Annotated in this window: 19 protein-coding genes and 1 pseudogene; 17 read left to right on the top strand and 3 right to left on the bottom strand. The window is 41.9% G+C overall.

The annotated features are described in order from the left end of the window. Positions 1 to 184 precede the first annotated feature (184 nt). Genes HT693_RS04985 through HT693_RS04995 form a run of 3 tightly spaced genes read right to left on the bottom strand, consistent with a single transcriptional unit; the run spans position 185 to position 2,034 of the window. Positions 185 to 952, bottom strand: coding sequence for a hypothetical protein (locus HT693_RS04985; RefSeq protein WP_138704709.1), 768 nt, complete (start codon positions 950 to 952; stop codon positions 185 to 187). Between the two features lie 16 nt (positions 953 to 968). Beyond that, positions 969 to 1,664 (bottom strand): ABC transporter ATP-binding protein, encoded by a 696-nt coding sequence (locus HT693_RS04990; RefSeq protein ID WP_138704710.1) that lies wholly within the window; start codon positions 1,662 to 1,664, stop codon positions 969 to 971. Between the two features lie 4 nt (positions 1,665 to 1,668). Continuing rightward, entirely contained in the window at positions 1,669 to 2,034 is a 366-nt protein-coding gene (locus tag HT693_RS04995; protein WP_000119149.1) for a GntR family transcriptional regulator, read from the bottom strand. A gap of 139 nt (positions 2,035 to 2,173) precedes the next feature. Here HT693_RS04995 and nrdR point away from each other — a divergent pair, with 139 nt between their 5' ends. The 17 genes and pseudogenes from nrdR to HT693_RS05075 all read left to right on the top strand — a co-directional run bounded on the left by nrdR (position 2,174) and on the right by HT693_RS05075 (position 19,212). Then, the gene (gene nrdR / locus HT693_RS05000) at positions 2,174 to 2,647 is read left to right on the top strand and encodes a transcriptional regulator NrdR (protein WP_001203672.1); all 474 of its coding nucleotides are present in this window, start codon (positions 2,174 to 2,176) and stop codon (positions 2,645 to 2,647) included. After that, positions 2,648 to 3,817: a replication initiation and membrane attachment family protein gene (locus HT693_RS05005; protein ID WP_138704711.1), complete on the top strand. Its 1,170-nt coding sequence runs from the start codon at positions 2,648 to 2,650 to the stop codon at positions 3,815 to 3,817. Then, positions 3,818 to 4,714, top strand: a complete 897-nt coding sequence (gene dnaI, locus HT693_RS05010) for a primosomal protein DnaI (protein ID WP_166732018.1) — start codon at positions 3,818 to 3,820, stop codon at positions 4,712 to 4,714. After that, positions 4,711 to 5,424 carry an NADPH-dependent oxidoreductase gene (locus tag HT693_RS05015; protein ID WP_000140849.1) on the top strand — a complete coding sequence of 238 codons (714 nt, stop codon included), beginning with the start codon at positions 4,711 to 4,713 and terminating at the stop codon, positions 5,422 to 5,424. Before dnaI ends, HT693_RS05015 begins: the two co-directional genes overlap by 4 nt. 13 nt (positions 5,425 to 5,437) lie before the next feature. Further along, positions 5,438 to 6,748, top strand: coding sequence for a ribosome biogenesis GTPase Der (gene der, locus HT693_RS05020; RefSeq protein WP_050128381.1), 1,311 nt, complete (start codon positions 5,438 to 5,440; stop codon positions 6,746 to 6,748). An 80-nt stretch (positions 6,749 to 6,828) separates the two neighbouring features. Further along, positions 6,829 to 7,164, top strand: coding sequence for a hypothetical protein (locus tag HT693_RS05025; RefSeq protein ID WP_138704713.1), 336 nt, complete (start codon positions 6,829 to 6,831; stop codon positions 7,162 to 7,164). A 33-nt stretch (positions 7,165 to 7,197) separates the two neighbouring features. Continuing rightward, entirely contained in the window at positions 7,198 to 7,989 is a 792-nt protein-coding gene (locus HT693_RS05030; RefSeq protein WP_138704714.1) for a hypothetical protein, read from the top strand. Next, entirely contained in the window at positions 7,982 to 8,623 is a 642-nt protein-coding gene (locus HT693_RS05035; protein WP_171035937.1) for a hypothetical protein, read from the top strand. Before HT693_RS05030 ends, HT693_RS05035 begins: the two co-directional genes overlap by 8 nt. A gap of 3 nt (positions 8,624 to 8,626) precedes the next feature. Further along, on the top strand, positions 8,627 to 9,277 hold the full coding sequence (locus tag HT693_RS05040) for an ATP-binding cassette domain-containing protein (protein WP_050389832.1): 651 nt from the start codon (positions 8,627 to 8,629) through the stop codon (positions 9,275 to 9,277). A gap of 10 nt (positions 9,278 to 9,287) precedes the next feature. Next, positions 9,288 to 9,574: pseudogene (locus HT693_RS12365) on the top strand (hypothetical protein). Positions 9,575 to 9,719: 145 nt separating this feature from the next. Then, positions 9,720 to 12,233, top strand: a complete 2,514-nt coding sequence (gene secA, locus HT693_RS05045) for a preprotein translocase subunit SecA (RefSeq protein ID WP_001274079.1) — start codon at positions 9,720 to 9,722, stop codon at positions 12,231 to 12,233. Between the two features lie 80 nt (positions 12,234 to 12,313). Beyond that, complete coding sequence (locus HT693_RS05050) at positions 12,314 to 13,345, top strand: 3-deoxy-7-phosphoheptulonate synthase (protein WP_000232197.1); 1,032 nt, start codon at positions 12,314 to 12,316, stop codon at positions 13,343 to 13,345. Position 13,346: 1 nt separating this feature from the next. Continuing rightward, positions 13,347 to 14,378, top strand: a complete 1,032-nt coding sequence (locus HT693_RS05055; protein ID WP_000864063.1) for a 3-deoxy-7-phosphoheptulonate synthase — start codon at positions 13,347 to 13,349, stop codon at positions 14,376 to 14,378. 44 nt (positions 14,379 to 14,422) lie between these two features. Next, positions 14,423 to 14,785 carry a holo-ACP synthase gene (gene acpS, locus HT693_RS05060; RefSeq protein ID WP_031233486.1) on the top strand — a complete coding sequence of 121 codons (363 nt, stop codon included), beginning with the start codon at positions 14,423 to 14,425 and terminating at the stop codon, positions 14,783 to 14,785. Next, on the top strand, positions 14,775 to 15,878 hold the full coding sequence (gene alr, locus HT693_RS05065) for an alanine racemase (RefSeq protein WP_023935689.1): 1,104 nt from the start codon (positions 14,775 to 14,777) through the stop codon (positions 15,876 to 15,878). The genes acpS and alr overlap by 11 nt, the downstream gene beginning before the upstream one ends. 18 nt (positions 15,879 to 15,896) lie before the next feature. Beyond that, positions 15,897 to 17,912, top strand: a complete 2,016-nt coding sequence (gene recG / locus HT693_RS05070; RefSeq protein WP_172922056.1) for an ATP-dependent DNA helicase RecG — start codon at positions 15,897 to 15,899, stop codon at positions 17,910 to 17,912. Positions 17,913 to 18,231: 319 nt separating this feature from the next. Further along, positions 18,232 to 19,212: an acetylxylan esterase gene (locus HT693_RS05075; protein ID WP_023940720.1), complete on the top strand. Its 981-nt coding sequence runs from the start codon at positions 18,232 to 18,234 to the stop codon at positions 19,210 to 19,212. Positions 19,213 to 19,489 lie beyond the last annotated feature (277 nt).

Raw genomic sequence — 19,489 nt, forward strand, 5'->3', positions numbered from 1 at the left:
TAGAACTGACGAAGTCAGTAACCATACCTACGGCAAGGTGAAGCTGATGTAGTTTGAAGAGATTTTCGAAGAGTATTAATTGGTTAGAAGGATTCGTCTGTAAGATAAAGTTAGACGGAAAATGAGATAAAATCAAAAAGGATAGCCTCTCTGTGATGAGATGTTATCCTTTTTGATTTTAAAATTATTGCAAATTAACCTTGTTTCTCAAGATGTAGTAGGTTCCGAGGTAAAAGATAGCTATGAATATGAGTTCTTCAACAATGCCTACGCTTGCTCCCATGTAGAAATTATCATTAAATCCTGCAAGTGAATTGACATAGAAGTTAGTACTGGTATTGAAGAAAACTTCAATAAAGCCAATGACGATTTGGATACCAATGTAGGCTACAACAGCAAGTGCTGTACGATATTCATTGAACAGTTGTCCAATGGAAATAGCCAAGTAGATGCAGAGGATACTGGAAATGGTATTTAGTAGGAGGGATAGCCCCACAAGAGAGAGTTGAGGAAGGTATGTTCCTACAAGTGGGAACCAGTCATAATGTGACATCCATTCTGGAACCGTTATAGTCACAATAAGAAAAGTACTTAGAGCCAGTACAGCCGAGCTAAGTATAGACCAGATGAAGGCTCCGACTAATTTAGCTGTGATGATATAGTGCTCAGAAACTGGCAAGGTCAAAGTCAGATAGCCTTGGCGGTCATAGACACTACTTTTGAAGCGTTTGATAATCAAGAAAAGAGTTGAAATCCCCAGTGTAATTATCAAGCCGCCAAAGACGAGAGCCAGAAAGATAAATAGGAAAGGTTGGCTATCTTTGAAAGATATATAAGAATAGTAGTGTCCTTGCATTCCCAGGGGAACGGAAAGGACTAGAACAGCAGCGTAGAGGGCTAAATACCACTTGTTAACATTTTTAAATTCGTAGCGAACTAAATTCCAAAACATAAATAATCTCCTTTGCTTAGGCCTTAAATTCTTGACGGAAGAGTTGGTCAATGGATTCACCCGACTCATAGCGAATGTCATCTACATTGCCTTGACGGACGACTTTTCCATCTTTGAGGAAGACAATTTCATCCAAGATTGGCTCGATATCAGAAATCAAGTGGGTAGAAATCAAAACAGTAGAAGTTGGGGAGTAGTTGTTGATAATGGTATTGAGGATATAATCACGGGCTGCTGGATCCACCCCACCAATGGGTTCGTCTAGAACGTAGAGACGAGCATCACGGCTCATAACCAAAATCAATTGGACTTTTTCCTTGTTTCCTTTTGATAGTTTCTTGAGACGACTATTTTCATCAATACCAAGGTCTGCAAGTAGATGATGGGCACGTTCAAGATTGAAATCTTTATAGAAGGTCTTGAAGTAGGTTAGGGCTTCTTTGACCTTCATTTGCTCATTGAGATAGGTGGTATCAGGTAAATAAGCTACGATGGCCTTGGTTGCTGGGCTTGGGTCCATGTCGTTGATAAGGATACGTCCTTGATCTGGTTGTAAGAGGCCATTGATTAGTTTAATCAGGGTTGTTTTTCCTGAGCCGTTTGGCCCAAGGAGACCAACAATTTTTCCAGCTGGGATGTCAAGAGAAACATTTTCAAGGGCTGGGGTTGCTCCATAAGATTTGGATACATTTTCAAATGCTAGTAATGACATAGGCTTAAACTCCTTTAATATAATCGCCGACTACGCCTGGTAGTTCTTCTTTTTCATAGCCAAAATGGGTCATGGAGGAAACGAAGTGTTCCAATTCTTCTTCCGATAATTGTTTGCGTGATTGGGCGATCAGCTCTTTATCTTCAGTCACAAATCGTCCAGTTGTGCGCTTGCTGTAGACAAATCCTTCTCGTTCGAGGTCTGACAAGGCTCTTTGGATGGTGTTTGGATTGACACCAGCCTCGCTAGCCAGCTCTCTCACGGTTGGAAGTTGTTGATTGGGTTCCAGTGTATGGGAAACAATCTGAAGCTTGATTTTCTCCATAATCTGTAAATAGATGGGTTTTTTGTTGTCAAATGTCCAGGACATCTTGGTCTCCTTTCTTTTACCTCTTTGTCTTAATTAAATAATACAACAAAACAAAAAACTTGTCAAGCAAAAAGAAGAAATGTTTTGGGAATCGTTTAAAAAATGGTATAATGAAAAGAAAACGATAAGGAGGGAAAGGATGCGTTGTCCAAAATGTGGGGCTACCAAGTCAAGTGTTATCGATAGTCGCCAAGCAGAAGAAGGGAACACTATTCGTAGAAGACGTGAGTGCGACGAATGCCAGCACCGTTTTACAACCTACGAACGGGTAGAAGAAAGAACCTTAGTGGTTGTTAAAAAAGATGGCACACGGGAACAATTCTCCAGAGATAAAATCTTTAATGGGATTATCCGCTCAGCCCAGAAACGTCCTGTGTCAAGTGATGAAATCAACATGGTAGTCAATCGTATCGAACAGAAACTCCGTGGTCGAAATGAAAATGAAATTCAAAGTGAGGACATTGGTTCACTCGTCATGGAGGAGTTGGCTGAATTGGATGAGATTACCTATGTACGTTTTGCCAGTGTCTATCGTAGTTTTAAGGATGTCAGTGAGTTAGAGAGTCTGCTCCAACAAATCACCCAGTCCTCTAAAAAGAAAAAGGAAAGATAAATGAAGCCAATTGACCGTTTTTCTTATCTAAAGAATAATCGGGTGTCGCAAGATACCTCATCTCTGGTACAGTGCTACCTCCCGATTATCGGTCAGGAGGCACTGAGCCTTTATCTTTATACGATTAGTTTTTGGGATAATGGCAGAAAGGAATATCTTTTTTCAAGCATTCTTAACCATCTCAACTTTGGAATGGATAGATTGATAAAATCCTTGAAAATCCTATCTGCTTTCAATCTCTTAACCCTCTATCAAAAAGGGGATACCTATCAGCTAGCCCTTCATGCTCCTCTATCTAGTCAAGACTTCTTGGAGCATCCTGTTTATCGTAGACTCTTGGAGAAAAAAATTGGCGATGCCGCTGTGGAGGATTTGAGAGTTGAGAGTGCTGAGGGAGAAGAAATACCTGTCTCACTCAGTCAAGTCTTTCCAGACTTGGCAGAGCTGGGAAGTCAAGAAGACCTTGGTCTCAAGAAGAAAGTGGCCAACGATTTTGACTTGGATCATTTTCGTCAGCTTATGGCTCGAGATGGGCTTCGCTTTGCGGATGAGCAGTCCGATGTCTTAAACCTCTTTGCCATTGCCGAGGAGAAGAAATGGACTTGGTTTGAAACTTATCAATTGGCTAAGTCAACAGCTGTTTCCCAAGTCATTTCAACCAAACGCATGCGGGAAAAAATCGCTCAAAAACCTGTTTCCTCTGACTTTAGTCCTAAGGAAACAACCATTATCAAAGAAGCTAAGAGTAAGACTGCCCTGCAGTTCTTGGCAGAAATCAAGCAAACACGCAAGGGAACCATCACCCAAACAGAAAGAGAACTCTTGCAACAGATGGCTGGTTTGGGCTTGCTGGACGAAGTCATCAATATCATTCTCTTATTGACCTTTAATAAGGTGGATTCGGCAAACATCAATGAGAAATATGCCATGAAGGTGGCTAATGATTATGCCTATCAAAAGATTCATTCGGCAGAAGAGGCAGTCTTGCGAATCCGTGAGCGTGGGCAGAAGAATCAGGCTCAAAAAAGCAGTACCCCTAGTCCTGCCAAGTCCAATGTACCCAAGTGGAGCAATCCAGATTATAAAAATGAAACCAGCGAGGAAACTCGTCTGGAACTAGAACGTAAGAAACAAGAACTATTAGCTCGATTAGAAAAAGGAGGAGATTAGATGGAAAGTGTCGGAGACGTACTCAAACGTCAACCTAGCCGTTTTCATTATCAAGATTTGGTCCAGAAAATCATGAAGGACCCTGATGTTGCGGCCTTTATCCAGCAAGAATCCCTGACCCCAGAGGAATTGAATCGCAGTATCTCCAAGTTTAATCAGTACATCACCGAGCGAGACAAGTTTCTTCGTGGTGATACGGATTATATTGCCAAAGGCTACAAGCCGATTTTGGTTATGAATCATGGCTATGCGGATGTTTCTTATGAAGAAACTCCTGAACTAATCGCGGCTGAAAAAGAAGCGGCTATTAAGAACCGTCTCAAGTTAATCAATCTGCCAGCCAGTCTCAGGAAAGCTAGTTTAGCTCAAGTAGACTTGGATGATTTGGGGCGCTTGCCAGTTTTTGAAAAGCTATTAGCCTTCGTGGAGCAATATCCAGCTATTCGAAAAGGTCTTTACCTATATGGAGATTTTGGTGTGGGTAAAAGTTTCATGGTGGCTGCCCTAGCCCATGATTTGTCAGAAAAACGTGGTGTTTCCTCCACTCTCCTCCACTATCCTAGTTTTGTCATCGATGTCAAAAATGCTATCGGTGATGGCAATGTTAAGACCTTGGTGGACGAGCTTAAGCTTTCTGAAGTCCTGATTTTAGATGATATTGGCGCCGAGCAATCAACCGTTTGGGTGCGTGACGAAATCCTGCAGGTCATTCTCCAATATCGGATGCAGGAAAATTTACCGACCTTTTTCACCTCCAACTTCAACTTTGAAGAATTGGAGCAGCATTTCGCTAAAGGGAAACATGGAAATGACGAAACCTGGGAAGCCAGACGGGTCATGGAACGCATCCGTTATTTGGCTGAGGAGACTCGTTTAGAAGGAGTAAACCGTCGATGACAGAAACCATTAAATTGATGAAGGCTCATACTTCAGTGCGCAGGTTTAAGGAGCAAGAAATTCCCCAAGTAGACTTAAATGAGATTTTGACAGCAGCCCAGATGGCATCATCTTGGAAGAATTTCCAATCCTACTCTGTGATTGTGGTACGAAGTCAAGAGAAGAAAGATGCCTTGTATGAATTGGTACCTCAAGAAGCCATTCGCCAGTCTGCTGTTTTCCTTCTCTTTGTCGGAGATTTGAACCGAGCAGAAAAGGGAGCCCGACTTCATACCGACACCTTCCAACCCCAAGGTGTGGAAGGTCTCTTGATTAGTTCGGTCGATGCAGCTCTTGCTGGACAAAACGCCTTGTTGGCAGCTGAAAGCTTGGGCTATGGTGGTGTGATTATCGGTTTGGTTCGATACAAGTCTGAAGAAGTGGCAGAGCTCTTTAACCTACCTGACTACACCTATTCTGTCTTTGGGATGGCACTGGGTGTGCCAAATCAACATCATGATATGAAACCGAGACTGCCACTAGAGAATGTTGTCTTTGAGGAAGAATACCAAGAACAGTCAACTGAGGCAATCCAAGCTTATGACCGTGTTCAGGCTGACTATGCTGGGGCGCGTGCGACCACAAGCTGGAGTCAGCGCCTAGCAGAACAGTTTGGTCAAGCTGAACCAAGCTCAACTAGAAAAAATCTTGAACAGAAGAAATTATTGTAGAAAGTGAGAAATTATGGCCCTACCAACTATTGCCATTGTAGGACGTCCCAATGTTGGGAAATCAACCCTATTTAATCGGATCGCTGGTGAGCGAATCTCCATTGTAGAAGATGTCGAAGGAGTGACACGTGACCGTATTTATGCAACGGGTGAGTGGCTCAATCGTTCTTTTAGCATGATTGATACAGGAGGAATTGATGATGTCGATGCTCCTTTCATGGAACAAATCAAGCACCAGGCAGAAATTGCCATGGAAGAAGCAGATGTTATCGTCTTTGTCGTGTCCGGTAAGGAAGGAATTACCGATGCAGACGAATACGTAGCCCGTAAGCTTTATAAGACCCACAAACCAGTTATCCTCGCAGTTAACAAGGTGGACAACCCTGAGATGCGAAATGATATCTATGATTTCTACGCCCTCGGTTTGGGTGAACCACTGCCTATCTCATCTGTCCATGGTATCGGTACAGGGGATGTGCTAGATGCCATTGTGGAAAATCTTCCAAATGAATATGAAGAAGAAAATCCAGATGTCATTAAGTTTAGCTTGATTGGTCGTCCAAATGTTGGAAAATCAAGCTTGATTAACGCTATCTTGGGAGAAGACCGTGTCATTGCCAGTCCTGTTGCTGGAACAACGCGTGACGCCATTGATACCCACTTTACAGATACAGATGGCCAAGAATTTACTATGATTGATACGGCTGGTATGCGTAAGTCTGGTAAGATTTATGAAAATACTGAGAAATACTCTGTCATGCGTGCCATGCGAGCTATTGACCGCTCTGATGTGGTCTTGATGGTCATCAATGCGGAAGAAGGCATCCGTGAATACGATAAGCGTATCGCAGGATTTGCCCATGAAGCTGGTAAAGGGATGATTATCGTGGTCAACAAGTGGGATACGCTTGAAAAAGATAACCACACTATGAAAAACTGGGAAGAAGATATCCGTGAGCAGTTCCAATACCTGCCTTACGCACCGATTATCTTTGTATCCGCTTTGACCAAGCAACGTCTCCACAAACTTCCTGAGATGATTAAGCAAATCAGCGAAAGTCAAAATACACGTATTCCATCAGCTGTCTTGAACGATGTCATCATGGATGCCATTGCCATCAACCCAACACCGACAGACAAAGGAAAACGTCTCAAGATTTTCTATGCGACCCAAGTGGCAACCAAACCACCAACCTTTGTCATCTTTGTCAATGAAGAAGAACTCATGCACTTTTCTTACCTGCGTTTCTTGGAAAATCAAATCCGCAAGGCCTTTGTTTTTGAGGGAACACCGATTCATCTCATCGCAAGAAAACGCAAATAAAAAGTAGAATCTGGAATGACATTTCCAGATTTTTTTGATATAATAAAATAATAGAAAACGCTATCAAAAAGGAGGTATCGATGAAACATTTGTTTAAATTTATAATCTTATTGCCCTGGTTTTACTTTTTCAATTGGATTGAAAAGGATAATAGAGAAAGTAAATTTTTCCCAATTTTTTACTATTTTTACTGGTTTTACATTCCCCTCTATGCTCTTTTTAGCCTTGCTTGGACAGTTATTTCAGTTCTGTTTTTCAATATCGTCTTGAGAAATGTGACAGATATCAAGTTATGGGGCATTTGGTTTCTTTTTATTCTGCTAGCTATTGGTCTGAATAGGTTAACTTATTTCTGTTTCAAAAAAATGCTTCGCTTGAGACGGGAACTAGGACAATCTAAAGGCGAAAGGCATTGATTTATATCGGTTTTTATTTTTAGGAGGTGGCTTATGAAGATTCCTCTCTTAACTTTGGCAAGGCATAAATTTGTTTATGTCTTGCTTACTTTGCTTTTTCTTGCTTTGGTTTATCGTGATGTTTTGATGACTTATTTCTTTTTTGATATTCATGCGCCCGATCTAGCTAAATTCGATGGACAAGCAATTAAAAATAACTTATTAAAATCAGCATTAGATTTTCGTATTCTCCAGTTCAATCTAGGTTTTTATCAATCATTTATTATTCCAATCATCATTGTTTTGCTAGGTTTTCAATATATTGAGCTGAAAAATAAAGTTTTACGATTGAGTATTGGAAGAGAAGTGAGTTATCAAGGGTTAAAAAGAAAGTTGACTTTTCAACTTGCAAGTATCCCTTGTGTGATATATTTAGTGACTGTGCTGATAATTGCAATTTTAACTTATTTCTTTGGGACTTTTTCTCCTCTTGAATGGAATTCTCTATTTTCTAATGGGAGTAGTTTACAAAGGTTCTTGGATGGAGAGATAACAAGCTATTTGTTCTTTACTTGTGTCCTTCTAATCGGTATCTTCATCAATACGGTCTATTTTTTAAAAATAGTTGATTATTTAAGGAATGTGACTCGTTCGGCAATCGCCTATTTGATGTTTCTTTGGCTTGGTTCTATGTTACTCTATAGTGCCTTGCCTTACTATATGGTTCCTATGACGAGTTTGATGCAAGCTAGCTATGGGGATGTCAGTTTGATGAGACTCTTTACTCCTTATATCCTTTATATTGTCCCCTATATGGTACTTAAAAAATATGAAGATAATGTTTAAGAACTTTAACAATATTTGGCTAAAGAGAAAGATCGTTTTACTACTTCGTATAGTTCTGATGATGATTTTGATTAACTATCTATTGTCAATAGCGGTTCAAAAGCAGGATGTTTTTCTCTTTTTCAAGAGGGAATTGATTTCAATCTTTTCCTATAATGACTATTCTGAAGCGAATTTAGAAATCCCCAAATTCTTGTTAAACCTTTCGATTTTCATGGTTGGATGGCTCTCTGTCATTTTGCTTGAAAGTGATTTGGCAGACCATTACCATCACTTGATTCGCTATCAATCAAGCTCCTTTTTCGATTATACAAGGAAACGATTGGTTGTCATCTCTAAATTTTTTATTCAAGATTTATTTGTCTGGTTTCTTGGTTTACTTCCTCTAGGAATTCATTTCAAAACAGTCGCACCTTTCTTTTTACTTGCTCAGTTAATGATTTTGTACTTGCTACTGTCTTATCTGATAGCACTGATTAGTGCGGGCGCTGGTTTTTCCTTTTTTCTCTATTTTTTAGCATTTGTGGGACAAGAATGGATGATGGATCATATTGTAATAGTATATTTAGGACTCCTAAGTTTATTGGTTATCTTGATTGTTAGTCGTTTGGAAGAGAAATTTAAGAAAGGATAAACGATGAGACTTGAAATTATAGATGGACAGAAAAATTACGCGAAAAGACCTATTTTAAATCAGTTGAATTTGGTGTTTCAATCAGGAAAAATTTATGGCCTTAAAGGTGATAATGGATCTGGCAAGACGGTTCTTTTAAAGGTACTTGCTGGTTATATTAAGCTTGACAAAGGAAAAGTTCTTCAAGATGGGGAAGTCTACGGGATAAAAAATCATTATATTCAGGATGCAGGGATTTTAATTGAAAAGGTAGAGTTTCTATCTCATTTATCCCTGAGAGAAAATTTGGAACTGTTAAGGTATTTTTCATCTAAAGTTACGGAAAAAAGAATTGCCTATTGGATTCAATACTATGATTTACAGGAATTTGAAGACGTTGAGTACCGTCATTTATCCTTAGGAACGAAACAAAAAATGGCTTTGATCCAAGCCTTTATTGCCGAACCATCTATACTCTTTCTCGATGAACCTATGAATGCTTTGGATGAGAAGAGTGTGAGGTTAACCAAACAGGTCATTTTATCTTACCTTAAAAAAGAAAATGGTCTGGTTATCCTGACATCACACATATCGGAAGATATTTCAGACCTTTGTACAGATGTATTAGTTGTCGAAAATGGGCATATACAGTATTCAAAAGATATACAAGCTTAGGAGGTAGCTTATGGTACATCTAAAATCATTTATTACACGCTATTCCAAGGTCTATATTGGTTTAGTTCTGTTAATATGGATTGCTTTCTTCTTTCTTCCTTGGGGCAGTCCGATTCTGGGGGGAAGATTGACCTCTTCAGCATATAGAAAGTCTTGCTAGTTTTTGGCATTCTGTCCATTTTGATGGCCTTGCTGTCCAAGAAAGTCAGTCTCTTTGTTTTTGGATTGATCTGCTGTCTTTCTCTTTGGATTAACTTATTTATCCTATTTGCTATTTTGCCGATTCTTGGCAATTAAAGTATCATAAAAGTCAGAGAGGTTAGCTTGAAAACTAGCCTCTTTTTCCTTTTCAAAATGGGGATTCTTCCTTGAAAATAATCAGTAATTGTGCTAAAATTAAAAGAACATTCTAAAATATTCGGAATTTAAAGTAAGGAAAAACATGGCTAATATTTTAAAAACAATTATCGAAAATGATAAAGGAGAAATCCGTCGTCTGGAAAAGATGGCTGACAAGGTTTTCAAATACGAAGACCAAATGGCTGCTTTGACTGATGACCAACTAAAAGCAAAAACAGTTGAATTTAAAGAACGTTATCAAAATGGAGAATCGCTGGATTCATTGCTTTATGAAGCATTTGCGGTTGTCCGTGAGGGTGCCAAACGTGTCCTAGGTCTCTTCCCATATAAGGTTCAGGTCATGGGGGGAATCGTTCTTCACCATGGTGACGTGCCAGAGATGCGTACAGGGGAAGGGAAAACCTTGACTGCGACTATGCCGGTATACCTCAATGCCCTTTCAGGCAAAGGGGTTCACGTAGTTACGGTTAACGAATACCTATCAGAACGTGACGCGACTGAGATGGGTGAATTGTACTCATGGCTTGGTTTGTCAGTAGGGATTAACTTGGCTGCCAAATCTCCAATGGAGAAAAAAGAAGCCTATGAGTGTGATATTACTTACTCAACCAACTCAGAAATCGGATTTGACTACCTTCGTGACAACATGGTCGTTCGTGCTGAAAACATGGTACAACGTCCGCTTAACTATGCCTTGGTCGATGAGGTTGACTCTATCTTGATTGACGAGGCCCGTACACCTTTGATTGTATCAGGTGCTAATGCAGTTGAAACCAGTCAGCTCTACCATATGGCAGACCACTATGTAAAATCGTTGGACAAAGACGACTACATCATCGATGTGCAGTCTAAGACTATTGGTTTGTCTGATTCAGGGATTGACAAGGCTGAAAGCTACTTCAAGCTTGAAAATCTCTATGACATCGAAAACGTGGCTTTGACTCACTTTATCGATAACGCCCTTCGTGCCAACTACATCATGCTTCTCGATATTGACTATGTGGTGAGCGAAGAGCAAGAAATCTTGATTGTCGACCAATTTACAGGTCGTACCATGGAAGGTCGTCGTTATTCTGATGGCTTGCACCAAGCTATTGAAGCCAAAGAAGGTGTGCCAATCCAGGATGAAACCAAGACATCTGCCTCAATCACGTATCAAAACCTTTTCCGTATGTACAAGAAATTGTCTGGTATGACGGGTACAGGTAAGACTGAAGAAGAAGAATTCCGTGAAATCTACAACATTCGTGTTATTCCAATCCCAACAAACCGTCCTGTTCAACGGATTGACCACTCAGACCTTCTTTATGCAAGTATCGAATCTAAGTTTAAAGCGGTTGTCGAAGACGTTAAGGCTCGTTACCAAAAGGGTCAGCCTGTCTTGGTTGGTACAGTAGCGGTTGAAACTAGTGACTATATTTCTAAGAAATTGGTCGCAGCTGGTGTTCCTCACGAAGTCTTGAATGCCAAAAATCACTATAGAGAAGCCCAAATCATCATGAATGCTGGTCAACGTGGTGCCGTTACCATCGCAACCAACATGGCGGGTCGTGGTACCGACATCAAGCTTGGTGAAGGTGTTCGTGAACTTGGAGGACTTTGTGTGATTGGTACAGAACGTCATGAAAGTCGTCGTATCGATAACCAGCTTCGTGGACGTTCAGGTCGTCAAGGAGATCCAGGTGAGTCACAATTCTACCTCTCTCTTGAAGATGATTTGATGAAACGTTTTGGTTCTGAACGCTTGAAAGGCATATTTGAACGCTTGAATATGTCTGAAGAGGCCATTGAGTCTCGTATGTTGACGCGTCAGGTTGAGGCAGCTCAGAAACGTGTCGAAGGAAATAACTACGATACCCGTAAACAAGTCCTTCAATACGACGATGTCATGCGTGAACAACGTGAGATTATCTATGCTCAACGTTACGATGTCATCACTGCAGACCGTGACTTGGCACCTGAAATTCAGGCTATGCACAAACGCACGATTGAACGTGTCGTCGATGGTCATGCGCGTGCCAAACAAGATGAAAAACTTGAAGCAATTTTGAACTTTGCTAAGTACAACTTGCTTCCAGAAGATTCTATTACGATGGAAGATTTGTCAGGCTTGTCTGATAAGGCCATCAAGGAAGAGCTTTTTCAACGTGCCTTGAAGGTTTATGATAGTCAGGTTTCAAAACTACGCGATGAAGAAGCAGTTAAAGAATTCCAAAAAGTTTTGATTCTACGAGTGGTGGATAACAAGTGGACAGATCATATCGATGCCCTTGATCAATTGCGTAACGCGGTTGGACTTCGTGGTTATGCTCAGAACAACCCTGTTGTTGAGTATCAGGCAGAAGGTTTCCGTATGTTTAATGATATGATTGGTTCGATTGAGTTTGATGTGACACGCTTGATGATGAAAGCACAAATTCATGAACAAGAAAGACCACAGGCAGAACGCCATATCAGTACAACAGCGACTCGCAATATCGCTGCTCACCAAGCAAGTATGCCAGAAGATTTGGATTTGAGCCAGATTGGACGCAATCAACTTTGCCCATGTGGTTCTGGTAAGAAGTTTAAAAATTGTCACGGTAAAAGACAATAAAATGAGATAGTTTAGAGGCGGATATCTTGTGAAAAGTAAATTTTTACTTGGTATCCGTTTGCTTTATAAGGAGATGACTTATGGTATTTACAGCAAAAAGTCCTAAAATAAATATCGAAGAAGTTCGTGCCTTATCAAAATTAGAAGGCCAAGCTTTGGAGAGAAAATCACAGCGCGATCAAGAGCTAGAAGCCATCATGCGTGGAGAAGACCAGCGAATTCTCTTGGTAATCGGTCCGTGCTCATCTGACAACGAAGAAGCTGTCCTTGAATACGCTAAGCGTTTGGCAGTCCTACAAGAAGAAGTGGCAGATCGTATCTTTATGGTTATGCGTGTTTATACTGCCAAACCCCGTACCAACGGAGATGGCTATAAGGGCTTGATTCACCAGCCTAACGCGACAGAAGCGCCTAGTCTTATCAATGGAATCAAAGCCGTTCGCCATCTTCACTATCGTGTCATCACAGAAACAGGGATGACAACTGCTGATGAAATGCTTTATCCTGAAAACCTTCCGCTTGTAGATGATTTGATTTCTTACATGGCAGTTGGTGCCCGTTCAGTTGAAGACCAGCAACACCGCTTTGTGGCAAGTGGGGCAGGATTTTCTACTGGTTTTAAAAATCCAACCTCTGGAAATCTCAATGTCATGTTTAATGGGATTTATGCTGCTCAAAACAAACAAAGTTTCCTTTTCTTAGGAAAAGAAGTAGAAACAACTGGGAACCCGCTTTCACACGCTATTCTTCGTGGTGCTCTTAATGAGTATGGTAACAATATTCCCAACTACTATTATGACAATTTAATTGAGACCATTGCCCAGTATGAGAAAATGGGCTTGGAAAATCCTTTTATCATCATTGATACCAATCATGACAATTCTGGTAAGCAGTATATTGAACAGATCCGAATTGTCCGCCAGACCTTGATTAACCGTGCTTGGAATGAAAAAATTAAGCAGTTCGTTCGTGGTTTTATGATTGAGTCTTATCTGGAAGATGGTCGACAAAATGAGCCAGAAGTATTTGGTAAGTCTATCACAGACCCTTGCTTGGGTTGGGATAACACAGAAGCTCTTGTCAGAGAAATTTACAAAACGTTAGGAGAATAAGATGGCATTTATTGAAAAAGGTCAAGAAATCGATATGGAAGTCATTAAGGCTGAAACCCAATTGTCTGCGGAAGCCTTGAGACTCAAGGAAAGCCGTGACAGGGAATTGGCAGACATTATTTCAGGGGAAGATGACCGTCTCCTTTTGGTAATTGGTCCTTGCTCTTCTGATAATGAAGAAGCTGTCTTGGAATATGCCCGCCGCTTGTCAGCCTTGCAAAAGAAGGTAGCGGACAAGATTTTCATGGTTATGCGCGTTTATACTGCTAAGCCTCGTACCAACGGAGACGGCTATAAAGGGTTGGTTCACCAGCCAGACACTTCTAAGGCTCCAAGCCTGATTAACGGTTTGCAGGCTGTGCGCCAGTTGCACTACCGAGTGATTACAGAGACTGGTTTGACGACGGCAGATGAGATGCTTTATCCGTCAAATCTAATTTTGGTGGATGACTTGGTCAGCTACCATGCTGTTGGAGCTCGTTCTGTGGAAGACCAAGAGCACCGCTTTGTGGCTTCTGGGATTGATGCACCAGTAGGGATGAAAAATCCAACCTCAGGAAATTTGGGTGTTATGTTTAACGCCATCTATGCTGCTCAAAATAAGCAAACCTTCCTTTATCATGGGCAGGAAGTTGAGACTTCAGGTAATCCTTTGTCCCATGTCATCCTCCGTGGAGCAGTTAACGAGTATGGCAATTATATGCCGAATTACTACTATGAAAACCTACTCCAAGCCATTGAACGCTATGAAACCATGGGACTTGAAAATCCCTTTATCCTCATTGATACCAACCATGATAACTCAGGCAAGCAGTATATGGAGCAGATTCGAATTGTTCGCCAGACCTTGCAAAATCGTGATTGGAATGAGAAAATTAAAAAGACAGTTCGAGGATTTATGATTGAATCTTACCTAGCAGATGGTCGTCAAAACCAACCAGAGGTCTTTGGCTGCTCTATTACAGATCCTTGCCTAGGTTGGGAAAATACAGAGGCTTTGGTAGAAGAAATCTATGCTACCTTGGCAGAATAAGTGAAAAGGATGGAGTTGGGGAATCTCAACTCCTTTTGATGAGAATGATAGTTGGACACGGAATTGACATCGAAGAATTGGCTTCGATAGAAAGAGCGGCTGCACGACATGAAGGCTTTGCCAAGCGCGTGCTGACAGCCAAGGAAATGGAACGGTTTAACAGTCTTAAAGGGCGCAGGCAAATCGAATATTTGGCTGGTCGCTGGTCGGCTAAAGAAGCCTTTTCCAAGGCCATGGGAACGGGAATTGGCAAGCTCGGTTTTCAGGATTTAGAAGTCTTAAACAATGAACGCGGGGCGCCTTATTTTAGTCAGTCACCATTTTCAGGAAAAATTTGGCTATCTATCAGCCATACCGATCAGTTTGTGACAGCCAGTGTCATTTTGGAGGAAAATCATGCAAGCTAGTCCGCATAGACCAACCAAGGCTCTGATTCATCTGGGAGCTATTCGACACAATATTCAGCAAATGGGGGCTCATATCCCTGAGGGGACACTCAAGTGGGCAGTGGTCAAAGCCAATGCCTATGGGCATGGGGCAGTAGCTGTTGCCAATGCGATTCAAGATGATGTCGATGGCTTCTGCGTTTCCAATATTGATGAAGCTATTGAACTCAGACAAGCTGGACTCAGCAAGCCAATCCTCATTTTAGGAGTTTCTGAGCTAGAAGTTGTTGCTCTAGCTAAAGAATATGACATCACCTTGACAGTGGCTGGACTGGAGTGGATTCAAGCACTCTTAGATAAGGAAGCGGACCTAACTGGATTGACAGTTCACCTCAAGATTGACTCAGGGATGGGACGGATTGGTTTTAGAGAGGCTAGTGAGGCTGATCAGGCTCAAGACTTGCTCCAACAACACGGTGTTCGTGTTGAAGGAATCTTTACCCACTTTGCGACTGCTGATGAGGAATCAGATGACTATTTTAATGCCCAGTTAGAACGGTTTAAAACCATTCTATCAAGTATGAAAGGTCTTCCAGAGCTGGTTCATGCCAGTAATTCGGCAACGACCCTTTGGCATGCAGAGACTATTTTTAATGCGATCCGTATGGGAGATGCCATGTATGGTCTTAATCCTAGCGGAGAGGTCTTGGATTTACCCTATGACTTGATTCCAGCCTTGACCTTGGAGTCTGCTCTGGTTCATGTCAAGACAGTTTCAGCTGGAGCTTGCATGGGCTACGGGGCGACCTATCAGGCAGATAGCGAGCAGGTCATCGCGACCGTGCCAATCGGCTATGCAGATGGATGGACAAGAGACATGGAAAATTTCTCTGTCTTGGTAGATGGCCAAGCTTGCCCAATTGTCGGCAGGGTTTCGATGGACCAAATCACTATTCGATTGCCTAAGCCTTACCCACTCGGAACCAAGGTAACCTTGATTGGCTCCAATGGGGATAAGGAAATCACTGCAACTCAGGTAGCGTCCTACCGTGGGACTATTAACTATGAGGTGGTTTGTCTTCTCAGCGACCGCATTCCGAGAGAATATGATTAGAAAAGAAAGGAGTGGAGCATGAATCTACATCAACCCTTGCATGTCTTACCTGGTGTGGGACCAAAGTCAGCAGAAAAATACGCCAAACTAGGAATTGAAAATTTGCAAGATCTCTTGCTCTACTTTCCTTTCCGTTATGAAGATTTTAAGACTAAGCAGGTGCTAGATCTGGAAGACGGTGAAAAGGCAGTTCTTTCTGGTCAAGTCGTGACTCCTGCCAGTGTCCAGTATTATGGTTTTAAGCGCAATCGCCTGCGTTTTAGCCTCAAACAGGGAGAAGTCGTTTTTGCGGTGAACTTCTTTAACCAGCCTTATCTAGCTGATAAGATAGAGTTGGGAGCAACTCTTGCTGTCTTTGGAAAATGGGACCGCGCTAAGGCTAGTCTGACTGGGATGAAGGTTCTGGCTCAGGTAGAAGATGACCTCCAGCCTGTCTATCGTCTGGCTCAGGGAATCAGTCAGGCCAGTCTGGTCAAAGTTATCAAGACAGCCTTTGATCAGGGACTGGACCTCTTGATTGAGGAAAATCTTCCCCAGTCTTTGCTGGACAAATACAAACTCATGTCCCGTTGTCAGGCTGTTCGTGCCATGCATTTCCCCAAGGATTTGGCAGAATACAAGCAGGCTCTTCGCCGTATCAAATTTGAGGAACTCTTTTATTTTCAAATGCAATTGCAGACGCTCAAGTCTGAAAATAGAGTTCAGGGAAGTGGTCTGGTTCTGAATTGGTCTCAGGAAAAAGTGACAGTAGTTAAAGAAAATCTACCTTTTTCCTTGACCCCAGCTCAAGAAAAGAGTTTACAGGAAATTTTGACAGACATGAAGTCGGATCACCACATGAATCGTCTCTTGCAAGGGGATGTGGGGAGCGGAAAAACGGTGGTCGCTGGCTTGGCTATGTTTGCGGCAGTGACAGCTGGCTACCAATCAGCCCTCATGGTACCAACAGAAATTCTCGCAGAGCAACACTTTGAGAGTCTACAGAGTCTCTTTCCAGACCTAAAACTGGCTCTCTTGACAGGTTCCTTAAAAGCTGCAGAAAAGAGAGAAGTCTTGGAGACCATTGCCAAGGGTGAGGCTGATTTGATTATCGGAACCCACGCTCTGATTCAGGATGGAGTGGATTATGCTCGCCTTGGCTTGATTATCATCGATGAACAGCACCGTTTTGGTGTGGGGCAAAGGCGTATTTTACGGGAAAAAGGCGACAATCCAGATGTCCTCATGATGACGGCGACTCCCATTCCACGGACGCTTGCCATCACAGCCTTTGGAGATATGGATGTTTCCATTATCGACCAGATGCCAGCAGGTCGGAAGCCTATTGTGACGCGCTGGATCAAACATGAGCAACTAGCTCAGGTTTTGACTTGGTTAGAGGGGGAAATCCAAAAAGGTTCTCAAGCCTATGTCATCTCTCCTTTGATTGAAGAATCAGAAGCTCTAGATTTGAAAAATGCCATTGCCTTATCAGAAGAGCTGACGGCTCATTTTGCAGGTAAGGCAGAAGTGGCTCTTCTACATGGTAAGATGAAGAGTGACGAAAAAGACCAGATCATGCAGGATTTCAAAGAGAGAAAGACGGATATTCTGGTTTCGACGACGGTTATCGAGGTTGGGGTCAACGTTCCTAATGCTACGGTCATGATTATCATGGATGCCGACCGTTTCGGTCTCAGTCAGCTTCACCAGCTTAGAGGTCGTGTCGGTCGGGGGGACAAGCAGTCCTATGCTGTTCTCGTTGCCAATCCCAAGACTGATTCTGGGAACGACCGCATGCGCATCATGACAGAAACGACCAATGGATTTGTCCTGGCCGAAGAAGATTTGAAAATGCGTGGTTCAGGTGAAATTTTTGGAACCAGACAGTCAGGACTCCCAGAGTTTCAAGTAGCTGATATTATCGAAGATTTTCCGATTTTAGAAGAAGCCAGAAAGGTTGCTAGCTACATTAGTTCTATTGAAGGCTGGCAAGAGGATCCAGAGTGGCGCATGATTGCCCTTCATTTGGAAAAGAAAGAACATCTGGATTAAGCTTTCTCTAAGGAAAACTTAAGCTAGCTTTCAGGTTTGACCCTTATACTAGAGTCATCAAAAAGAAACGAGGACTCTCATATGACAGTAACGATTAAAGTAAATTACCAAACTACTTTCCAAAAGAAAGAAGCAAAAAACTAAGATTGAATAAAGGAAGAAGAGCGAAATGCTCTTTTTTCGTTTCTAAAACTACTTTCAGTCAATAGGCTTGAAGGAGGAAAAGCTAAATTCACTTTCTATTTATCCTTCTTTCTTGCATTGCTTTCTTAGATGTGCTACAGTTGTGGTAGCGATTACAAAATAAAAGGAGCATGCTATGAAAAATCCAGCTTTGTTAGAAGAAATGAAGACTTATAAAGGCAGGGACGAGGTTCCGGAAGATTTTGATGCTTTCTGGGATGAGGAAGTGAAAAAAGTTTCCACGCTTCCAGCCTACCACTTGGAGGAAAGAGATTTCCACATTCCTCAAGTCAAGTGCTATGAACTAACCTTTGAAGGAAGCAATGAAGGCAAGGTCTATGCACGCGTCGTTCTTCCAAAGAGTGAGGAGAAGGTTCCGCTAATCTTCCATTTCCATGGTTATATGGGACGTGGTTGGGATTGGGCCGACATGCTGGGCTTCACCGTAGCTGGTTACGGTGTTGTTTCCATGGATGTTCGAGGCCAGTCGGGCTATTCACAAGACGGTTTGCGTTCTCCTCTAGGAAATACGGTTAAGGGACATATTATCCGTGGTGCTGTGGAGGGTCGGGATCACCTCTTTTATAAGGATGTTTATCTGGACATTTACCAGTTGGTTGAAATTATTGCTAATCTGCCTGAGGTAGATGAGAAGCGTCTTTCTAGCTATGGTGCCTCTCAAGGTGGTGCTCTAGCTTTGGTTGCAGCAGCGCTCAATCCTCGAATTCAGAAAACAGTTTCCATCTATCCCTTCTTGTCAGACTTCAGACGGGTGATTGAGATTGGCAATACTAGTGAGGCTTATGATGAACTTTTCCGTTATTTCAAGTTCCACGATCCTTTTCATGAAACAGAGGAGGAAATCATGGCGACCCTTGCCTATATCGATGTCAAAAATCTTGCCCATCGTATCCAAGGTGAGGTTAAGATGATTACGGGCTTGGACGACGATGTTTGCTATCCCATTACCCAGTTTGCGATTTACAATCGTTTGATCTGCGATAAGGCTTATCGCATCATGCCTGAGTATGCCCACGAAGCCATGAATGTTTTTGTCAATGACCAGGTTTATAACTGGCTCTGTGGGAGTGAGATTCCTTTCAAATATCTAAAATAAGGAGTCGACTCTAGGCACAAAATCTTAAAAATCACAAACACGCATAGTATCAGGTGTTGAACAAGCTTGATACTATGCGTTTTATAGTGGGAATATTTATAGAATTTTTTGTTGCTAGCTTTGTCAAATTGCTTAAAATAATTTTTTTCAGAAAGCAAAAGCCGATACCTATCGAGTAGGGTAGTTCTTGCTATCGTCAGGCTTGTCTGTAGGTGTTAATACTTTCCAAAAATCTCTTCAAACCACGTCAGCTTCGCCTTGCCGTAGGTATGGTTAC

The organism is Streptococcus sp. 2154 (assembly GCF_013277255.1).
In the GTDB taxonomy this organism is placed as follows: domain Bacteria; phylum Bacillota; class Bacilli; order Lactobacillales; family Streptococcaceae; genus Streptococcus; species Streptococcus pseudopneumoniae.